The organism is Streptomyces sp. WG5, from assembly GCF_049974565.1.
Lineage (GTDB): Bacteria > Actinomycetota > Actinomycetes > Streptomycetales > Streptomycetaceae > Streptomyces.
Genome location: NZ_JBNGGC010000006.1, coordinates 241,927 through 262,068 on the forward strand (window position 1 = coordinate 241,927; position 20,142 = coordinate 262,068).

A 20,142-nucleotide genomic window follows, 5' to 3' on the forward strand; every position below is an offset into this window, starting at 1 on the left:
TCGCCGATACACCGCTCGCCCGCCCGATCCCCGGTCCCTGGCACAGGGCATGGGGGGACAGGGGACGCGGGGAGACCGGAGCACAGGCGTGTTCGGACCTTGACGCGGCGCCGGAACCGGTCGCTACTTGTGCAGTGGACGTTGGGCGGCTGTCCATGTCTGTGACAGCGGTGAACGGAGAGGATGGCGCGTGTTCGTCCCCGGTCCTCGATCCAGGCGGTGCAGATGAAGAAGAGACTGTGCGGCGCGGGTGCCGTCCTCGGTGTCCTGGCCGCGGTGGGCGCACTGCCGGCCCAGGCGTCGTCGCCGGCGCCGCAGCCGAAGCCGCGCACCCTGCCCCTGGGCCCCTCGGACCTGCCCGAGACCCGTACCACCACGACCCTCCAGCCCGGCGTCACCCTCACCCGCATCGTGCGCGGTGCCGCCGACCCGTCGCTGCACTGGACGGTCGAGGTCTCCATCCCCGGCGGCGACACCTCGCCCGACCCCGACGCCCCGCCGACCGCCCTGAAGGACAGGGCGAGCGCCGGCGAACTGGCCACCGAGCTGAAGCGGGACGGCTTCCGGGCCCGGGTCGAGCAGGTGACGACGCCCGGGACGGCCGACTACGACGGCGGCGCACTCGGCTGGCGGGTGCGGATCGGGACGTATGACACACAGTCCGCCGCGACGTCCGAACGCACACGCCTGAGGGCGGCCGGATACACGGGATCCACCGTGTACACGGGCTGGGACGGCGGTGCCGCGGACCGCGGCCCGTGGCGGGTCGACGTGCTCACCGTAGACCCGCGCAGGTTCCGCGGCAGCCTCGAGGCGGCGTACGGCCCGGACCTGGAGAACCGGGAGACGACCAGCGAACTGTCGATGTCGGCCGGTGCGACCGCCGCGGTCAACGCCGGCTTCTTCGTGCTCGACCCGAAGGCGGGCGCGCCGGGCGACCCGGCAGGCGTAGGCGTGTATGACGGACGCCTGCTGAGCGAACCGGTGGCCGGACGCCCGAGCCTGGTGCTCCACGCCAACGGCCGGCGGACGGAGATCGTCCGGTTCACCTGGCAGGGCCAGGTCGAGGGCGCCGGTTCCTCCCTCCCCCTGAACGGTGTCAACCGCGTACCCGGCCTGATCAGGAACTGCGGCGGCACGGCCGGCGACGCCCCCACGTCGATGCCCCTGCACGACGCCACGTGCACCAACCCCGACCAACTGGTCGCCTTCACACCGGACTACGGCCGGCACACGCCCCCGGGCGAGGGGCTGGAGGCCGTACTGGACGCCCACGACCGGATCGTAGAGCTGCGCTCACCACGAGGCGGAGCGCTCCCGCCGGGTGGCAGCTCCGTCCAGGCAACCGGCCGACGCGTCGCCGACCTGGCCGCCCTCGCACACGTCGGCCATCGCCTCCGCGTCAGCACGACGCTGATCGACGAACGCGGCCACCGGGTCTCGCCCTCGCCCCGGACCGACATCCTGAACGCCGGCCCCGAACTCGTCCGCGACGGACGGCTCCACGTCACGCCCGCCACCGACGGCATGGTCCGCCCCGGCGACCCGAGCTGGTACTACGGCTGGGTCCACAAGCGCAACCCGCGCACCCTGGCCGGAGTGGACGCCGCCGGCCGCACCGTCCTCGTCACCGCCGACGGACGCAGTACGGACTCGCTCGGGCTCAGCATCGGGGAGAGCGCCGAGGTGGCCACGTCACTCGGCCTGCGCGACGCGGTGAACCTGGACGGCGGCGGCTCGACGACGATGGTGTCGAACGGCGACGTGATCAGCGACCCGTCGGACGCCGCAGGCGAACGCCCCGTCGGCGACGCGTTGCTGATCCTGCCGCGAAGGCACGGACACTGACCTGTCCCGCAGTCCCGCTGAGCAGTTGGACCCGCACCGCAGCGACGAACCGCAACCCACCGCAGGGAGCCGCCGTGTTCGCGAACGTGCCCACCGCCCCGACCGCCCTTCGAGCCCTTCGAGCACCTCGACTCCTACGAGTACCTCGACCCCCACGAGCACCTCGACCCCTTCGACCCCTCCGAGCCCGAGTGCTGCTCGTCCTGGCCGTACTGCTGGCCACCCTCGCCCCCACCACACCCGCACCGGCCGCGGGAGCGGGAACCGGGGTGCCCCGCGCCGAGGTCGTGGAGGTCACCCGGGTCGCGGACCGGCAGGTCGACCTGTCGGTGCGTTCCGCGGCCCTGGGCGGCAGGACGGTCAAGGTCCGCCTCCTCACACCGGACGGCTGGGACCCGGAGGACCGGCGCCGGCAGCACTGGCCCACCCTCTGGCTGCTGCACGGCTGCTGCGGCGACTACACCTCGTGGACCGCGATGACCGACGTCGCGGAGACCGACGGCCTGCGCGACGTCCTCGTCGTGATGCCGGAGGCCGGCTGGAACGGCTGGTACAGCGACTGGTGGAACCACGGCAAGGGCGGCGACCCGGCGTGGGAGACCTTCCACACGGTGGAGCTGCGCCGCCTCCTGGAACGCGACTGGGGCGCCGGCAGCGACCGTGTGGTCGCGGGCCTTTCCATGGGCGGTCAGGGCGCCCTGCTGTACGCCGCCAGGCACCCCGGCATGTTCAAGGCGACGGCGGCCTACTCCGGCTCCGCGCACCCCCTCCTGAACGACGAGTCGGTCAACCGCATCATGGGCTTCTTCGCCGGCCAGAACAACGACCCGCTCCGCGTCTGGGGCGACCCGGTGGCCCAGCGCCGGATCTGGCGGGCCCACGACCCCTTCCACCTCGTCAAGCGACTCAGGTCGATTCCGGTGTACCTGTCCTGCGGCGACGGCACCACGGGGCCGCTGGACCCACCCGGCAGCACGAGCGCGCTCGAGGCCGACTTCTGCCGGCAGAACCACGCGCTCGCGGCGGAGCTGAGGCGGGTGGGGGCCCGTCACCTGACCACTCACTTCTACGGCCCGGGAACCCATGGCTGGGCGTACTGGGAGCGGGAACTGCACGCTTCGCTGCCGATGCTGCTGGCGGCGCTGAAGGGCGACGGCGCCGCCTGAACCGACGTCGGTCGCACATGCGCCACCGGCTGGGCCGCGTGCCGGAGTCACCCTCCGCCTCGTCCGTCCCGCCGCGGCAGCCGTCGCGGGTGGGACCGGGGCCGCGGGGCCGCGGATCAGCGCCGCTCCGCCCGCCCCGCCCCGACGGGCGTCCGCGTCATGACTCGCCCCAACCGTCGGTGCCGAGGGCACGGAGGATCTCGGCGGCCGCCGCGTGGTCACCGAGGCCGTGCAGGATCTCGGCGAGGAGGTGGTGGGCGAGGGCGAGTTCCCGGGCGAACGTGGCCGGCGCCCGGTCCGCGAGCCGTTCGTAGAGCTCCACCGCTTCCCTGGCGGGGTCGAGTGCCAGGGGGAGTTCCGCGCCTGCCGCGCTGCGGATACCGGCGTTCGTCATGAGGACGGCGGCCAGGGCGGGCGGGTCCGTGATCCCGGCCCGCACCAGCAGCCGTATGAGCCCGGTGGCTTCCGTCGTGTGGGCCAGAGCCGATGCGAGTTCCCCCAGCCCGGCTTCGGCGAGCGAGACCAGGTGCAGTGCTCTCGCCAGTTCGTGCGCGTACGGGTCCGGGTCGCTGTCGGCGAGGTTCCGGTACTGGTCGACGGCCTCGGTGAGCAGGTCGCGGGCTTTCGCCGGCTGTCCTTCGGCGAGGCACCGGTCCGCGTGGCTCACCAGGATGCCGGCCGCCAGGGCGGGCGCGTCGTCGAGCGGTACCGAGACGTATGCGGCGCCCTGCCGCAGAGTGGCCCGTCGGAACGCGGCCGGGAACGAGGTGTCGCCGAGGTCGTCCTGGAGCCGTCGGCTGGACCGGAGGGGTTCGGCGAACTGGTCCTGCCGCACTCCGGCCAGGCCGGTGTAGATGTCGGTGGCCTCCGCCGCGGCGGTGGCGGCGCGGTCGGTGTCGACCTGGAGTGTCTCGCGGACCTTGGCGTACCTGAACAGGCTTTCGGCCAGGCCCGGTCGATGAGCGGCCGGATCGGCCGTGACGAGCCGGCGATGGACCGTCACCGCCTCGGCGGTCGCGGCGAGGGCCTCCTCGGCCCGGTCCATCCGCAGGAGCTTCATGCCGAGAGCGCCCAGCGCGGCGCCGAGGGCCGCCCCACCGCCGTACGGGTCCGCGTCCTCAGCCAACGGCCGGCAGATGCCGACGGCTTCCTCGGTGGCGTCCAAGGCCTCCTGCCGCCGTCTCAGTTCCCACAGCTGGTCGCCTTGGCTGGTCAGGTGCCACGCGAGCGTCGGCCCGTGCGCGGCCGGGTGTATCGAGGCCCACACACGGAACGCCTCGACCGCAGAGGTGGTGTTCGTCAGTGCCTCTTCGCACCGGCCCAGCGAGGCTTGGGCGTGGCCGAGGCCGCCGAGGGCGATCAACAGCCCGTGGGCCTGCTCCAGCGTGTAGCCGGCGGGGTCGAGCCGTCGGTAGATCGCGACGGCTTCCTGGAATTCGACCAACGCCTGGGGAGGGAGGCCCGCGGAGGCCAGCCGGGCACCGAGTTCGGTGCGCAACCGGGCGTGTGTGGCGGCGTCCTCGGTGCGGGACAGCCGGTCCTCGGTGAGGCGCCGGGCGAACGCGGCGATGCCGACGTCGAGTTCGATGTCGGGGCCGGGAGGAAGGTGGTCGCCGACAGCTTCCAGCAGGGCGCTGTCGAGGACGTCGAGCTCGGACAGCGCGATCAGTACGCCGTTGCCGCCGCGCAGGGCGAGCCAGGGCCGGTCGCGCAGCACCTGGCACAGCCGTCCGGCGATGTGGGGCCAGCGGCGTGCGGTCTCGATCAGGACGGTCAGCGCCGCCGGAACCCAGGGGGGTGACGGGTCCTCCGGCGCCCCGGACAGCAGCTCCGCGACCGCCTCGTCCGCCCACGGGTCGGCCGGATGTCCCCAGGCGTGCCCGGGAGTGGAGAGTGCGAGGAAGTCCTCGCCCAGGCGGTCCGGACGGAGCGGTTCGAGGACGGTGCCGTCGGCCGGCGGGGGATAGCAGAAGGCGTGGTCGGTGAGGACCTGCCCGGGCTCGGCCGTGTGCACGCCGATCTCCCGCAGCGCCCGCAGCCCGGCACGGTGGGGCAGCGGGCCGGTGAGCGTCGCGGTGTAGACGGCCCGGGCCATGGTGTCCGGGCCGGTCGGAAACGATCGGTCGAGGCCTTCGTGCAGCTCCTGCCAGTGATCGCGTTCGCGTGCGAGGAGGTAGGCGGAGACCTCCGTGGGGTCGGTGGGCGCGGTGGTCCCGTCGAGGTGGGCGAGGACGGTGGTGAGCGCGGCCATGTGCACGCTGAGCACCGAGCGGTACGCCTCGTGCAGCAGGAGGGCTGCGGGCGGCGTCATTCCTTCCGTGTCCGGTACGCCGAGCTGCTCCGCGAAGCCGTCGCGTGCCGCCTTGAACAGGTCCGTCCGGTCGGCGGGGAGCGGGGCGAGCGGTCCCAGCTCCCGCGCGTCCGCGGGTACGCCCAGGTCCCGGTCGAGCCGGTACTGGAGGACCTGCCACCAGTGTCCGGCCGGCCGGGCGAGGAGCAGTACCCGGACGGGGGTGCCGGACCCGCGGAGGTCGCTCAGCAGGGCCAGCAGACCGGTGGTGTCCCACCGCTCGGCGTAGTCGACGACCACCAGCGTGCCGAGGGCGCCTTCCGCGGGACGGGCGGCCTCCGCGGCCGGCCCGGAGTGGTCCCGGCGGTGACGGGCGACCAGCACGTCCCACCCGTCGGCCGACCACAGCCGGGCGGCCTGCGCGGCAAGCCGGGACTTGCCCTGACCGCCGGGGCCGTGCACCAACCGGACCGCCGTCCCCTCGTCGGCGCCGTCGTCCCGCCAGCGGCTCAGGCTCTCCAGATCCGACGCACGGCCGGTGAAGGGCACCACCGCGTGCCCCGGACGCAGCAGCAGACTGGGATGCGAACGTGCTTGCTCGGGCGTCAGGACGGCCGGGCCGGCGGACCACTCGGTGAGGCGGTACGGCGCCGGCGCCTCGTGGATGGTCTGGTCCCGCAGGGACACGAAGGTGCGCCCGAACCCTGTCGCCGACGCCCTGACCGAAGCCGGGGGACGCCTGTCGCCCGTGGACGTGGAAGCCGGGGGAGAGGCCGGGTGCGGGTCGGTGCCGTGGGCGGGGCGAGGCGACGGATTCCCGTCGTCCGAGGGGCCCTTGAGCGGGTGCGGACGCGACACGACCTCAACCTTCTCCGTGGGGCGGCACCACGCACGACGCCGCGGACAGGACGCCGTGCGGTCGGGGACACCCCGGCCGCGGCCCGCGGCGAGGCGACGGGCCTCCCGCCGCGCGACCGCCACGGGGGCGGGGCGGGAAGGACGGGCGCGCCGAGGCGGGCGGCTGTCCGCTCACCGGTGGACGTGCTGGTCGCCCAGCGAGAGGTACCACCGCGACGTGTCGTAGGAGGGGGTGCGGACGCCGGAGAGTTCTTCCTCCCCGACCGCGCCGGCTTCCGCCGGGCGCACCCGCCGCCACAGTCTCACCAGCCCCGCGCGGGCTTGCTGCCAGGCGTCCGTGGCCCCCGCGCCGGCCAGGGCCGACCCCGCCACCACCATGGGATCCACCGCGTCCCCCTTTGCCGATTCGGCTGTCAGCCGGACCAGAGTAGGCATGTGTGCGGCACGGCGGTACCTTTTCGGCGATTCGGGAGGGGCCGCATCGGTACGTCCGGCACGTCATCGGCCGGCGGTCCCGGCCAGGGACCCGCCCGTGCCGCGCACGGTCCAAGGCGTCGTGGTCCGTTCCTACGCCGTCGCCGGGTTCGAGGCCGCTGGGAAGAGGGCGGGCGACGACCGATGACTTTCGCCGTGAACCGCAGTCAGAGGTCATGGTCGGTGCGCCGCGGCCACGGGTGCGGACGTGGCGTGCACCGACCGGACTTGCTGAGAACCGGACACCAGACACCGAGGAACCTCACATGCGTACTTTGATCAGCACGGCCTTCATCTCGCTCGACGGAGTCGTGGAGGCCCCCGGCGGCGAACCCGGTTACCGGAACTCGGGGTGGACCTTCAAGGACGTCGAGTTCCTCCCGGAGGCGTTCGGCATCAAGGGCGAGGAGCAGAAGACCGCCACCGCCATGCTCATGGGCCGGGTCAGCTACGAGGCGTTCAGCCCCGTGTGGCCCGACATGGAGGACTTCGCCGACTACAAGGTGATGCCGAAGTACGTCGTCTCCACCACCCTCACCACGGACGGCCTGGTGTCGAACTGGGGAGGGACGACGATCCTGCGCTCGCTCGACGAGGTCGCCGCGCTGAAGGAGACCGAGGGCGGCCCGATCATCGTCCACGGCAGCGCCTCCCTGAACCAGGCCCTCTCGGACGCCGGCCTGATCGACCGCTACCACCTGATCGTCTTCCCGCTGCTGCTCGGCGCGGGCAAGCGGCTCTTCAGCGCGACGGACAAGGACACGCAGAAGCTGAAGCTCGTCGAGCACGAGGCCTATGCCAACGGACTGCAGAAGAACATCTTCGACGTGGTCCGCTGACGAGGACCCCGCTGTGCCGTACCTGGCTGAGTACGTGCCGGAAGGTGGCAACGGGCCCCTGCTATCGTGCGCCGATGTCATCGATCAGGCAGTTCCAAGTCACCTTCGACTGCGCGGAACCCGAGCGCGTCGCTCGTTTCTGGTGCGAGGTGCTGGGGTACGTCGTGTCGCCGCCGAAAGGTTTCGCCACCTGGGACGACTTCGACCGTTCTAGGCCGCCCGAGGATCGGGGTTCCTGGTTCGCATGCAGTGATCCCTCAGGCGTGGGCCCGCGGTTGTTCTTCCAGCGCGTTCCCGAAGGCAAGGTCGTCAAGAACCGGGTGCATCTCGATGTGCGGGTGGGTACCGGGCTCGTGGGTGAGGAGCGCCTGGCGGCGCTCGAGGCCGAATGCGCCCGACTGGTCCCGCTCGGCGCGGTACGCGTGCGCCTACTGGCTGACGACCACGATTCGTGCATCCTGATGCAGGACGTCGAGGGCAACGAGTTCTGTCTCGACTGAGCAGTGGGCGTCCCAGTGCTCCACCTGACGGACGGGCGGGCGGTCGGCGGTTCGGATCCGCCGATGGTCTCCGCCGTCGTGGCCGGCGATCAGAACTGGTCGCACCACGATGGCGAGGTTCACCACCAGGTGAGAGCCGACCACCCGCTCTCCGCGCGCACGGCCGCCGAGACCGGGCCGGGCGGCGTCGAACCCGGCCCCGGCTTCGCGGAGCACCACGCCGCAGTGGGGCTGCCTGAGCGGCCCTCGCCCGTCGATGAACACAGTGGGCGGCATCCTCACCTCCCCGGGACTGCCTCGTCCGGGACGTCCGTATCCATTCGACAGGACGGACGCGGCGCACAGCCGTGGCCGGCTCGGGCCGGGCGCAGGCCCGGCATTCGGTTTACCGGTACATCGGTCCTGTCAGTCGTTAGCGCGGTCAACGAGGCAGTCATTGAAGCGCCGGTAGGTGCTGTGTACGGTTGAGCACTATGGCAGACACTCCCGCGACCCCGGCCGGCCCCATGGTCACCGGCTCCGAGATCGCCCGGCTGGCGGGCGTCACCCGTGCCGCAGTCTCCAACTGGAGACGGCGGTATGACGACTTTCCCGCGCCCGCCGGTGGCAGTGTGAACAGCCCCCTCTTCGCCCTGGCCGACGTGCAGACGTGGCTGAACAAGCAGCGGAAGGGCCAGGACCTCTCGCAGGAGGTGCAGCTCTGGCAGGCGCTGCGGGCTGTGTACGGCGACGACATGGTCCAGGGGCTCGCGGCGGTCGCGCAGCTCCTCGCCGCCGGCGACGGTGTGCCGGACGATCACGCGTTGCCGGACGAGATCGTCGGCCTGGCGCGTGTCCTCGCCGAGAGCGGGCCGGCCGGGGAGGTGGTGGAGGCTCTTGCGGAGCGGTTCACGGATTCCGTGCGCCGGGCCGGATCGGACCAGGTCACCTCGCCCCGCATCGTCCGTGCTCTGCGGTACTTCGCGGACCCGGTGGCGCCCGACGCCACGGTCTTCGATCCGGCATGCGGCATCGGCACCCTGCTGCTCGCCGTCGGCCCGGACCGCGGGCCGAGACGGTGCGGTCAGGAGACGGATCCGCACAGCGCCCGGCTCGCCCGACTGCGCGCGGACCTGACGGGGCACGCCGGGGTGGAGGTCGTCGCCGGAGACTCCCTGCGGGAGGACAGGTGGCCGAGCCTCAAGGCGGACCTCGTGGTCTGCGACCCCCCGGTGGGAGACCCGGACTGGGGACGGGAGGAGCTGCTCCTCGACTCCCGCTGGGAACTGGGCACACCCTCGCGCGCCGAAGGGGAGCTCGCCTGGCTCCAGCACGCCTACGCGCACACCGTCCCCGGAGGCCGGGTCGTCATGGTCATGGCGGCCTCGGTCGCCTACCGCAAGGCGGGCCGGCGCATCCGTGCCGAGCTGGTACGGCGCGGCATCCTCACCCAGGTGACCGCCCTGCCGGCCGGCAGCGCCGCCTCGCACGCCCTCCCCGTGCACCTCTGGCACCTGCGCCGTCCGTCGTCCGCGGGCGACGCCGCGACGAGCGTCCGCATGATCGACCTGACGGCGAACGACCCGGACGGAGACCTGGAGCCCGCACCCGAGCAGATCACGGACGTCCCCCTCATCGACCTCCTCGACGACACGGTCGACCTCACGCCCGGACGTCACGTCGAGGAGTCGCACCGCGACTACGCGACCGAGTACCGGGCCATTCGCGAGGAGCTGGCCGAACAGGTGGGCAGACTGGCCGAGTTGCTGCCGGACCTGGACGCGGGCGAGGGACCCGGCGCCCTGGACGGCTCGTCGGTGAGCGTGGCCGACCTCGCGCGCGCCGGGCTGGTCGAGTACGGGGACGCGGAACCCGTCTCGACCAGCGACCAGCTCGACACGGACTTCCTGCGGGGCTTCCTGCGCAGCGCGTCCAACACCCGGCGCTCCACGAGCGCCAGCGGCACCTTCCGGCTCGACGGCAAGGGAGCCCGCATCCCGCAGATGGACATCGCCGAGCAGCGCCGCTACGGCACCGCCTACCGCAGGCTGCAGGAGTTCGAGGAACGGGCGCGACGGATCGCCGAGCTGACCGGGCAGGCGGCCGAGCTGGCCCGCGACGGCATCGGCAACGGGGCGCTACGGCCGCGGAAGTGACACACCGTCACGACGTCACGAGGCTTCCGGTACGAACCGGCTGGCCGTCCCGCTCCACGAGACGGCCAGCGCCTCGCGCGCCCTGGTGCAGGCGACGAACAGGAGGCAGCGCTCCCGCAACAGGTCGGAGTCGTGCTGCAACGCGTCCACGGCGGCCGGAGTCACCTCGCGGGTGAACGGCACCGCCCCCGCCGTCACTCCGAGCACGGCGACACAGCGGAACTCCAGCCCCTTCATGGCGTGCATCGTGGCCAGACGCACCCCGTCCACACCGGGCCCGGGACTGTCCCTGACCCGCGCCACCGGCACCCCGGCCCCGGTCAGCCTGTCGTACGCCTTGTCCAGCAGCACGTTGAACCGAGCGCACACGCCGATCTCGGAAGGGCTGATGCCCTGCGCGATCCACCCCTGGACCCGCTCGACGAGCGCGGTGACCTCCGCGTGCTCCGAACCATGCCCCTCCACCTGCGGCCTGCGCCCGTGCAGCAGCGAACGGTACCCGGCGAGAGTGTCGCTGCCCTCACCACCCAGGTCGTCGACGGACACCGGGCTGAGGATGCCCGTCGACCAGGCGAGGATCTCCTCCGTGCTGCGGTAGTTGATGCGCAGCCGGTGGGTGCGCCCCGCCACCGTGATGCCGAGGGAACCCAGCGAGACCTTCGCGTCGTAGATCCGCTGGTGCGGGTCGCCCGTGAGGAACAGGTCGTCACTGCCGGGCGCCACCGCGCCGCGCAGTACCCGCCACTGGGCGGGATGCAGGTCCTGCGCCTCGTCGACCACCACATGGTCGTGCGTCGGCGCCGACGCGGCCAGGAGCTCGGCGGCCCGGGCGCACACCTTCAGATGCGTCGTCGACCGCTGCTCGCGCAGCATCGACTCGAACAGCTCGACGGCGGGCCACAGCAGCTCCCTCCGCGCCGGTGACAGCGCGCTGCCACGCCCGCGCCGGGACGCGGCACGGTACGCGGCCAGGGTGCGCAGGTCCTGGGCGAGGACGACATGCCGGTACTCCTGCGCCAGGAACTGCTCCGTCCACGGCAGCCCGAGCTTCTTGACGACCCGCTGCCACACCTGCCGCTCCTCCCGGTCACCGACGGGGGAGGGGACTTTGCCGTCGATACGGGCCACGACACCGTGCGCGTAGGCGTTGACGGTGGTCACCTCGACCCGGTCGAGCAGCGCCGCGTCACCGTCCAGGAGGAGACCGAGGTTCTCGCGCAGCGAGGCGGCCAGCGCGTTGGTGTACGTGGTGAGGAGGACCCGCGCTTCGGGCGACCGGGTCAGCAGGTGCTTGACCCGGTGCAGGGCGGCGACCGTCTTGCCGGTCCCGGGACCGCCGGTGACCTGCACCGGACCGCCGTACGACACCCGGTAGGCGACCCGGCGCTGCGAGGGGTGCAGGAAGACCCGCCAGGCCGTGAACGGCTTCTCCAGGATGTCGGCGAGTTCGTCCGGCCCACTGACGAGCGTGATCCGGCTGGTGGTGTTGGCGATGGCGGCGGCGAGGGTCTCGTCCGGGTCGGGCCCGGCGTCGACGGGACGCCGTACGGCGACCACGTCCCGGTACACCTCCTCGGGCGGGAACCCCTCGGCGAGGTACTGCAACACCTCGAACTGGTCCTCCGGCAACAGCGTCCCGAAGGCCTCCAGCTGAGCCTTGTCGATGATCGTCCGCACCGCGCGCAGCACCTGGTCGTCGATGCCCAGCTCGCGCAGCACGGTGTCCGAGTACGGGGCGAACAGCAGCGATTCGGCGGCGGCGGCCGCCTTCTCGAGCTGCGGGGTCAGTTGCTCGATCGCCCGTACGTTGCGGACCTCCAGGGCGCGCGTCGCGGAGTTCGTGGTGTACAGCCGCTTGGCGGCCCAGGTGTAGGCGTCGTCATGCGCCACCACGTTGACCAGCAGGAACACATCACTGCCGTCGTCCGGGGCGAGCACGACGCCCCGCCAGAAGTCGTTGATGCGGATGGTCCGCATGCGGCGGTCGGCGGCCTTCTCGACCGATTCGAGGTGCAGTCCCTTGTCCTGCTGCAGCTCCGGCACGGTGAGTTGCTGGAACTTCTGCATCGCCTTGCGAACGCCGTTCCTGACCGGCTTCTCGAGAGCGTCGTAGCTCTCCCAGAAGCTGTTGGCGAACGCAAGCTGCGGCACGACGCGTACTCCCCACCCCTGACGGACACTGCCCGGCCGATCATACGGGCGCGGTACCGGCGCCGATCCGGCACCGTCGCGTCAGCCGCCGCCCATCCGCCGCGCGACGTGACCAGCCCGTCGGGCAGCCACAGCCGCCTCACCAGGTCACGCCCCGCCACGTTCGACCCGCGGACCAGCCAGGCCTTGCGGGGCGCGCGCCAGGAGTGGCCGAGGTAGTCGGCGAGCGGGAAGTCCTCCTCCGTACGCCATTCGGTCAGGGCGTCCGCGCCGCGCCCGGCCACGATCGAGGCGGCGGCCGACGGCGAGTTGCACTCGACGTCGCGTGCCGCCTCCAAGTAGCCGGGCCACTGCTCGGACTCCCGGATCGCGCCCTCCTCGATCAACGCCTCCCGCTGCGCCGCCGCGTACGGACCCGCACCCGGCAGGGTTTCCCGCCGCACCGGCGAACCTGCCAGCACCAGGAACTGCGGGCTGCCGTTCATCCCCTTCGAGGGCAGCACCCGCCCGCGCGCGTACGGTCCACCGTTCGGCAGCCGCAGCCGGAACTCCGGGTATTCGTCGGCCATGGGCCCCCACCTGCTGGTCTGATCCTTCTGGCAGCGTACTGGCAGTCACCGACAGCGGGCTGTGCCTCTGGCCGGTCATGTCAGGGTGTTGGACAGATGAGGCCCGATGTATCCCACGTAAATGCCGTGTTCGACGCAGGCCCCGTCGAAGTAGTGCAGTCGCGGTGCGATCGTGTTGCCGCCGCCGACGCGGACGTGTGCGCCCATGAACACCTTCCGTAGGGAGTCGATGTGTTCCGGCACGGGGAACGTGCGCTGGCGCCGCCAGCTCGAGTTGGCCTTCACGGACTTGGACTCGTCACGCACTATCTTCCGCGGGGAGATCGTGCGGGCACCGCCGGGAGCGTCGGCGCACCACTGCTTGAAGTCGCGGCCGGTACGACCGGAGGCGGCCGCTTCGGCGAAGTCCCGCAGGGCCAGCAGCGCGTCCCAGGTCATGCGCACCCATGACGACCCGTGCGCCTGTGCGTCGAGTTCGAGAGTCACCTTGCGGGAGCCGGTGAAGTGCAGCCGGGGCAGATCGGCGATGCGGCGGAGGAGTTCCTCGAAGGACTGCGGTTCGTCGTCCGGCGCGGGGTGGTGGGCGTAGGCGGCGGCGCCGGCGCCCAGGTCGGCCATCTGCTTCCGCAGAACCTGCAACCGCGCTCGGGCGGTGTGCAGTTCCCGGTACTGCTCGTCGTACTCGGCGATCAGCAGGGTCTCGTTGTCCTCGGCCTTGCGCAGCTCGTGTTTGAGATCGCGGATCTCGTCGGCTCGCACGCGCTGCTCCCGCCCCGCCTCCTCCAGGATCTCGTGCAGGACCTCGTTCTCCACCCGCAGTCGTTCCAGCTCGGGTGCGGCGGTGCCGCCCAGCGCGCGGGTCCGCATGACCGGCACCGAGTCGAGTTCGGCGGGCAGCGGCGCGCGGGCGGCCAGCCGCTGGGGCAGTTGGGCGATGATCCTGCGGGCCTGGGAGGACCGCTCGGTGATCAGCCGGCGGGACATCACCCGGTGCCGCTGCCCGTCCGCGGGCCAGGCCGGATCGACCCCGGGGAGGTAGGTGCGCACTCCGCCGCCGTACACCTGGTGGTATTCCAGAGCGCGGTTGAAACGGAGTTCCGCTTCCGGGGACAGAAGGTAGAGGATGGCGAGACCGGCCAGGGGCCGGACCAACGGGTCCACCGTGTCTTCCAGCCAGGTGTCGAAGTCGACACCGTACGGTGTGCTCGCCACGACGATCGGCATCCGCCGGGTCTCGTCGCACAGCTCGTCGATGACGGCGTCCACGTCCTCCGCCTCGACCACCTGGGGTTGGGCCGTGACGTCGGCGATGCCGTCGCGCGCACGGATGACCCCGAGAAGACTGCGTGCGAGCCGGGGAGTCTTGGCCGGTACGGGCACCACCTCGGGATCGTCCGGAAGGTGTTCGACATCCAACTGGACCCGGGTGGGACCGCCGCCCTCCTGACGGATCAGCACCGTGGTCTGCCAGGTCCCGCCGGGCAGCGTCTCGCGCAGTCGCCATCGCCCGTAGGCCCCGGAGGTGCCGGTGGCGGAGTCGTGGTCGAGGGTGACGCCGCGGGCTATCTCGTTGCGTCCCTCGGCGAACGCCGCGACGTCGTAGGCCTTCGGGGGCTCCTTGAGCCACAGGCGCAGCTGGCCGTCGACCTTCGCGCCCGTGTTGACGTAGTCCAGACCGCTGGCGACGACCATGCGGTAGCGGCGGTTGTCCAATGCGGATGCTCCGTTCCGGGGCCGTTCGGGTGTGGGGGCTCATCGGCGTGTGGGCTCAGCTGTCCTGCGGGCGCAGGCCACCAGGAGGCCGTCGACCGAGGGATGCCGCGTTGGCGCTCTGAGCATGACTGAGACCTGTTAGCGACGTCAACACGCTACACGAGTTCCATCCATTCGAATCTGTGAACGGTGCTCGAATGGTTGCTTCTCGGTACCGGCGTGCAAACCCTGGTGCACATGGCTCTCCCGACTGGCACGATGGCACCCGGTATGCGCGCTCGGGCTGTCGGGCGCCGTGGCTGCGGAGGGGGAACGGTGGAGGACTGGATATACATCCTCAACCCGAGCAAGGACACCCTGGACGGGGAGCCTTCCACCAGCGAGACCATTCACCGCCTCGCCCGGGAGGAACCCGAGCTCGACCTCTGGCTGAGCCGGTGCAACCGCATGAACAAGGGTGACCGCCTGTGGTTCTTCTTCACTCACCCCGTGTCGGCGGTCGCCGCCGTGGCCGACATTGACGACGTTCCCCACGTGGACCCTGAGGGTCCGGAGTACGGCTACCGCGTCGACGTGACCCTGCTGACCGAGCCGACGCAGGCACTGTTCGGCAACCCCGTGCCGAGGGAGGACCTGCGCCTCGGTCAGGTGAGGTCGGTGCAGAAGGTGAAGCCGGAGGCGCTGCCCCTGCTGCTGGCACGGGCGGGGCTGTGAGCGAGCAGCGCCGGCATGGTGCGGGAGACATGCCGGAACTTCCGTCGACGACCTTCAGGAGGGACGCGGACAGCTGACTTCCGGCCACGAGAAGGTCGTTCCCGCGGCCGTGTCGTCGTGATCGGTGACGGCAGACGGCAGGGTGCTCGCCGGCCGGGAGGACAGTTCGGCCCATACGGTCTTGCCGCCTGGCGGATACGGTTCCGTGCCCCAGCGGTCCGCCGGCGCGGTGACGATCAGCAGCCCGCGGCCCGACTCGCTGTGCAGCGGTGCGGCGAAGTCCGCCACGGGGGACGGGAGCCGGTCCCCGCGGGCGTCCGTCACGGCGATGCGGAGGGCGCCGGCGGCCGGGTCGTGGGTGAGGGAGAGACGGAAGTCGCGCCCCTGGACCCGGCCGTGCAGCGCCGCGTTGGCCGCGAGCTCCGCCACGATCCGCTCCGCGCGGTCGGTGAGGTCGGCAGGGGCCTGCCAGGTGCGCAGCTGCTCGTAGGCGAGCAGCCGGGCGAGACGAGCGCCGCGACGCGTGGACGAGAACTGCTGCGGGAACATCCGCACGGCGGCGGGAGGCTGGGGCGTGGTTGCGCTCATGGGACCACGGTGACGGGCGCACGAGGGCGGTTCCAGGAGGTCGTCCCGTACGTGGAGTCGGAGTACGGGCGCTGTCTGTGCGCGGTACGCGGGTTGCCGCGCTCGCCCTGCCGGCGTACCTGACCACGGGCGGCGGCGGGCCGGTCGCGGCCGTGGTCGACGCCCTTCGCAGCGACTCGGCCGCCTGGTCGTGTTCACGGCCGGAACCAGGTGCGAGCGGTGCCCCGCTTGCTCTGCCGGACCTGCTTCTTGAGCGTTGCGCGCAGGGCGAGAGCCGGCGCCGCATGTTGCTGGAAGTCCTGGCCAGGCCTGTTTCTGAGCGTGTTGAGCAGCGAATCCAGTAGCGACAGCGCGCGTTCCGGATCGCCGGCTTCGGCGACGCAGTGTGCGTGCTGAACGCGCAGGCGAGTGTCGGTCCTGGCCAGAGCCGCGGGGGTGGTCGGCAACAGCCGTTCGTACAAGGGGAGAGCCGCACCGTAGTCCCCGACCTGGTAGGTGTCGAGGGCGAGACGCAGCCGCGTCCGGACGACGCGGGAGTCGTCCTCGCCCAGCCCTCGCGCGAGATCGGGGAGAAGGGGTTCCAGCAGCGTGCGGCGGCGCTCCGCCTGCTCGTTGTCGCGGGGTCCGGTGCTGGGCAGGGGCCGACCGTATGCGTCGTAGGCGCGATCCAGCGCGTCCGCGAGGTCGAGCCGGGCGGTCAGAGTGATGGGGTCGAGTGCGCCCAGTATCCGGGTGGCCTGCGCGATGATGTCCCTGAGTTCCGGGATGTGGACCCTGCCGTCGGTCTGCCCGCGGGCGGCGGTGTTTCCGGTCAGGACCGCCCGGACGTCGATGGTGCGACGATGCTCGGGGCCCAGGACCCGGATCAGCCGCGGCAGTACGCTTTCCAGGCCTTCCTGGTCGTGTGCCGTCTGCCAGGCGTACATGGCGCGCTGATAGGCCGCCTCGACCGTCAGCGGGTCGTCGGCTCCCAGCTCGTCGGTGAGGTCGTGGATCAACAGGTGGAGAAGCCGGACGAACTCACCCTCGTCACCGGCGGCATGGTGGGCCAGGACCCGGTCGAGCCGGCGCTCCAGGGCCGCGCGAGCGGGGTCGCCCGGCCGGCTCGCGGGATCGACCTCGGTCAGGGGAACCGTGGCGGTGTACCCGGTCGGCGGGCGAGGGTTGTCGGAGGCGGGCGGCGTGTGGCCGGGACGGGCGTGGCGGAGGTGCCGGCCGATGTCGGCCAAGCGGTCCACCACCTGCTGTGCGCTTGCGGGCCGCTGCGCGGGCTCCTTGGCCAGCAGGTCCAGGATCAACCGGTCCGCGGCTTCGGGCAGCCCCGGGCGAATCGCACTGGGGCGGGGCGGTGTGCCGCCGGCATGCTGGGCTTGCTGTTCGTGAACTCCGCGTCCTTCGAAAGGGAGGCGCCCCGTCAGCAACTGCATCAGTACACAGCCCACGGCATACAGGTCGGCGCGTCCGTCGACCTGCGCGCCGCCCGCCCAGCGCTCCGGTGCCATGTACTGCCAGGAGCCGATGACGTACCCCTCGGCGGTGATACCGGTGTGCGCTTGGTGTTTGGCGATCCCGAAGTCGAGGACCTTCACCGAGCCTGCTGCCGACTCCGTGATGATCACGTTGGCCGGTTTCACATCCCGGTGCACCACTCCCTTGTCGTGGGCGGCGCCCAGTGCTTCGCAGATGTCCTGCGCCCAGGTGAGGGAGGACGCGATCGGTGGAACGCCGCGGCGGATGACATGGTCGAGGGTTTCACCCCGGACCAGTTCCATCACCAGGTAGATGAGTCTCTCGCCCTCGTGCCAGGTCTCACCGTAGTCGTACAGAGCCGCGATCTTGGGGTGGTTGAGGTTGCCGACCAGTTCGGCCTCCAGGGCGAAGCGCCGAGCGTCTTCGGTCGACTGCGGATGCCCGATCTTGACCGCCACCTCCCGTCTGACTCGGGTGTCGAAGGCCCGCCAGACCTGACCGAAACCTCCCTTTCCCAGTAACCCGGCCAGTACGTAGCGCTGTTCGATGACGTCTTGCGGCCGCACCTGATCCCCCCCGAATCCGACTGAGTCCAAAGCCGGAGTTCCTGGACCTCAGAGAATCGGAACTCGGAGACAGTGTCATACGGCTGCTCCCCCGTGACCACGACTCAAGACGGGTTCGGGGGCCAGGACCCGGTGCCCGTACGCTGCGTCAGCGTACGGGCACGTTCGGTGGACCGCGTGGAGCCGCGTGGGTCACGCTGGGCGTCGGTGACCAAGGGGTCCTTGTCAGACGGGGGCAGTAGCTCCCGCGGACACACAACGCCAAGCAGCTGCGGACCGGTTCAGACGGTGGATCAGGACAGCTGCGACGGGTGGGGGGCCTGGCGAGGGGCCAGTGCCCGGGCCCGGGCCCGGGCACTGGCCGAGGGCGCTGACGCGGTTCTCGTACTCGCCCGCGCCTCGCGCCGCGCCGGGACCGCCGAGGCGGCATCCGCGCCGCCTCGGCGGCGTGGTCATCCGTCGAGGAAACGCAACAGCTCGGCGGTGACGAACCGAGGATTCTCCTCGACGAGCCAGTGCCCGGCGTTCGGCACGTCCACCGCCCGCACGATGTTGGTCATGCGCGGGGCCACTGTGCCCCGGATGGCGTCGAGCTGCCCTTGGGCGGTCATGACCAGGGCCGGGACACGTGTCGGTGCCGCTGCCACGGTGTCGCGGACGTCTTTGTCGAGGGCGCGGTAGAGCTCGAAGCCGCCCGCCAGCACCTTGGGCCGGCTGTAGGTCCGTGCGTACTCGTTGATCTCGGCGGTGGTGAACGGGGAACGGTCAGAGGTGCCACCGAACGCCGTGCCGCCGAACGAGACCTGGGGATAGAACAGCGCCAGGTACTCGCGGACATCGTCGCCTACAACCGCCTCGGGGACCCGTCGCTGGGAGTGAAAGGCGATGTGCCAGCTCAGTGAGCGGTAGGTGGGCGCGTCGATCGCGGGCCCGGGCAGCGGCAGGTCGAGGTAGCCGAGGCGTGCGGTGTCGTCGGGGAATTGGCTGGCGTACTGGAATGCCACTGCGGCGCCGAAGTCGTGCCCGATGACACGGGCGTCACTCACCCCGAGCCGATCGGCGACCAGCGTGTGCACGTACCGTGCCAGCGTCGCCTTGTCGTAGCCGGTCGGTGAGCCCTTGCTGTCACCCAGTCCGGGAAGGTCGATGGCGTAGACGGTGTGGTGCTTGGCAAGTTCTGGCATGACCGGCCACCAGCCGTACCAGGTCTGTGGCCAACCGTGTATCAGCACGACGGGCGTGCCGCTGCCGCCGGTCACGTAGTGCATGCGGACGCCGTCGACGTCGGCGAACTCGTGTCGGAAGGTGCTCTTGAACCGGGGATCGTCCTGGGTGGCGGCGGTGTAGGCGGGAACGTCGTCGCCGGCTGCCGGCGTGGACGTGGACGGGGAACAGGCTGCGGTGACGACCGTGAGCAGGAGGGTGAGCAACACGGTTGCCACCGTGTATGCGGATCGGAGGAGGTGGCGCGGCAACGGCCGTGGTGGGGTGGTCATGTGTTTCCGTCCTGGAGAAGGTGGTTCGGCGGCCGGTCGTGCCGTCGATGCGTCCGCGGAGGGATGTCCGCGTGGCCCGCGTGCCGGCCGGTCTCCTCGGTCATGTGGATGAGTGCCCGGCGGACACGGGGAGCGGGCCGGGCTGTCCGCGGTCGGGGAACGGGTGCGCCGGGATCGGCGCACCCGTCGAGAACGTCGTTCGCGCGCTCGTCCGCGTCTCGGTATCGGGCGACGACAACGGCCGCGCTGTCCGCCGGTGCGGCCTCGAACATCGCCTGCCAGTCGGTGACGTCGTCCCCGAGGAACATCGAGCGCTCGACGAAAGTCAGGTGGTTGAGCAGGCCGAGCAAGTCGAGCAGGCCGAGCAGGCCGAGCAGGTTCGTACCCGACGGCACCGCGGCTGTGCGCACCCGCGGCTCGGGGGCACCGTCGGCCTTCCCGGCGATCGAGGTCCGGAGGTGGTCGAGGAATCCGCGCAGGACGTCGATCCCTCTGTTTCCCGTCCGGGGCGGCGGGGTGTCGCGGCGCTGACCTGCCACCCCAGGCGGGCGAGCCACAGCGCGTCGCCGCCGTCACCACATCCGAGGTCCCACGCGTCACCGGGCGGCAGGCCCGTCACGGTCTCGGTGAGGCGGGCATTCGGCTGCGGGTGGCAGGCTGCCGACCGGGCCGCGGAGACGCCGTCCCGGAACGCGACCGCACCAGTGGTGCTCATCAGGACTCCTTGTGTCGGTACGCACTCAGTCTTGCCAGGCGCACCACGAC

13 protein-coding genes and 3 pseudogenes are annotated in these 20,142 nt (G+C 71.6%); 6 read left to right on the plus strand and 10 right to left on the minus strand.

The window, feature by feature from the left end; translation table 11 throughout:
• The first annotated feature begins 225 nt into the window (after positions 1-225).
• Together ACP4IX_RS08730 and ACP4IX_RS08735 are read left to right on the plus strand one after the other, a co-directional pair.
• Complete coding sequence (locus ACP4IX_RS08730) at positions 226-1,848, plus strand: phosphodiester glycosidase family protein (protein WP_426555167.1); 1,623 nt, start codon at positions 226-228, stop codon at positions 1,846-1,848.
• Positions 1,849-2,039: 191 nt separating this feature from the next.
• Positions 2,040-3,014 carry an alpha/beta hydrolase gene (locus ACP4IX_RS08735; protein WP_426517527.1) on the plus strand — a complete coding sequence of 325 codons (975 nt, stop codon included), beginning with the start codon at positions 2,040-2,042 and terminating at the stop codon, positions 3,012-3,014.
• Positions 3,015-3,171: 157 nt separating this feature from the next.
• Here ACP4IX_RS08735 and ACP4IX_RS08740 read toward each other — a convergent pair whose 3' ends face one another.
• Positions 3,172-6,162, minus strand: coding sequence for a tetratricopeptide repeat protein (locus ACP4IX_RS08740; protein WP_426517525.1), 2,991 nt, complete (start codon positions 6,160-6,162; stop codon positions 3,172-3,174).
• A 171-nt stretch (positions 6,163-6,333) separates the two neighbouring features.
• A complete protein-coding gene (locus ACP4IX_RS08745) occupies positions 6,334-6,549 on the minus strand; it encodes a hypothetical protein (protein ID WP_426517523.1) in 216 nt (71 codons plus the stop codon).
• Between the two features lie 353 nt (positions 6,550-6,902).
• On the opposite strand from ACP4IX_RS08745, the gene ACP4IX_RS08750 reads away from it, so the two are divergent.
• From ACP4IX_RS08750 to ACP4IX_RS08760, 3 genes are all read left to right on the plus strand, one after another.
• Positions 6,903-7,475, plus strand: a complete 573-nt coding sequence (locus tag ACP4IX_RS08750) for a dihydrofolate reductase family protein (protein ID WP_426517521.1) — start codon at positions 6,903-6,905, stop codon at positions 7,473-7,475.
• A gap of 74 nt (positions 7,476-7,549) precedes the next feature.
• Positions 7,550-7,975, plus strand: a complete 426-nt coding sequence (locus tag ACP4IX_RS08755; RefSeq protein ID WP_426555168.1) for a VOC family protein — start codon at positions 7,550-7,552, stop codon at positions 7,973-7,975.
• Between the two features lie 473 nt (positions 7,976-8,448).
• On the plus strand, positions 8,449-10,110 hold the full coding sequence (locus tag ACP4IX_RS08760; protein ID WP_426517517.1) for an HsdM family class I SAM-dependent methyltransferase: 1,662 nt from the start codon (positions 8,449-8,451) through the stop codon (positions 10,108-10,110).
• Positions 10,111-10,125: 15 nt separating this feature from the next.
• On the opposite strand, the gene ACP4IX_RS08765 is transcribed toward ACP4IX_RS08760, so the two are convergent.
• The 3 genes and pseudogenes from ACP4IX_RS08765 to ACP4IX_RS08775 form a co-directional block, all read right to left on the minus strand.
• Positions 10,126-12,261: a UvrD-helicase domain-containing protein gene (locus tag ACP4IX_RS08765; RefSeq protein WP_426555169.1), complete on the minus strand. Its 2,136-nt coding sequence runs from the start codon at positions 12,259-12,261 to the stop codon at positions 10,126-10,128.
• A 245-nt stretch (positions 12,262-12,506) separates the two neighbouring features.
• Positions 12,507-12,830 (minus strand): annotated as a pseudogene (locus ACP4IX_RS08770) (DUF4357 domain-containing protein); the annotation flags it as partial.
• Positions 12,831-12,905: 75 nt separating this feature from the next.
• A complete protein-coding gene (locus tag ACP4IX_RS08775) occupies positions 12,906-14,543 on the minus strand; it encodes a hypothetical protein (protein WP_426517513.1) in 1,638 nt (545 codons plus the stop codon).
• A gap of 315 nt (positions 14,544-14,858) precedes the next feature.
• Here ACP4IX_RS08775 and ACP4IX_RS08780 point away from each other — a divergent pair, with 315 nt between their 5' ends.
• A complete protein-coding gene (locus ACP4IX_RS08780) occupies positions 14,859-15,257 on the plus strand; it encodes a hypothetical protein (protein ID WP_426555170.1) in 399 nt (132 codons plus the stop codon).
• A 54-nt stretch (positions 15,258-15,311) separates the two neighbouring features.
• Here ACP4IX_RS08780 and ACP4IX_RS08785 read toward each other — a convergent pair whose 3' ends face one another.
• The 5 genes and pseudogenes from ACP4IX_RS08785 to ACP4IX_RS08805 form a co-directional block, all read right to left on the minus strand.
• On the minus strand, positions 15,312-15,845 hold the full coding sequence (locus ACP4IX_RS08785; RefSeq protein WP_426555171.1) for an ATP-binding protein: 534 nt from the start codon (positions 15,843-15,845) through the stop codon (positions 15,312-15,314).
• A gap of 194 nt (positions 15,846-16,039) precedes the next feature.
• Complete coding sequence (locus tag ACP4IX_RS08790; protein WP_426555172.1) at positions 16,040-17,881, minus strand: protein kinase domain-containing protein; 1,842 nt, start codon at positions 17,879-17,881, stop codon at positions 16,040-16,042.
• Positions 17,882-18,333: 452 nt separating this feature from the next.
• Positions 18,334-19,314, minus strand: a complete 981-nt coding sequence (locus ACP4IX_RS08795) for an alpha/beta fold hydrolase (protein WP_426517505.1) — start codon at positions 19,312-19,314, stop codon at positions 18,334-18,336.
• A 91-nt stretch (positions 19,315-19,405) separates the two neighbouring features.
• Positions 19,406-19,916: pseudogene (locus ACP4IX_RS08800) on the minus strand (DUF664 domain-containing protein); the annotation flags it as partial.
• Positions 19,901-20,092, minus strand: a pseudogene (locus ACP4IX_RS08805) (SAM-dependent methyltransferase); the annotation flags it as partial. The pseudogenes ACP4IX_RS08805 and ACP4IX_RS08800, both read right to left, overlap by 16 nt.
• Positions 20,093-20,142 lie beyond the last annotated feature (50 nt).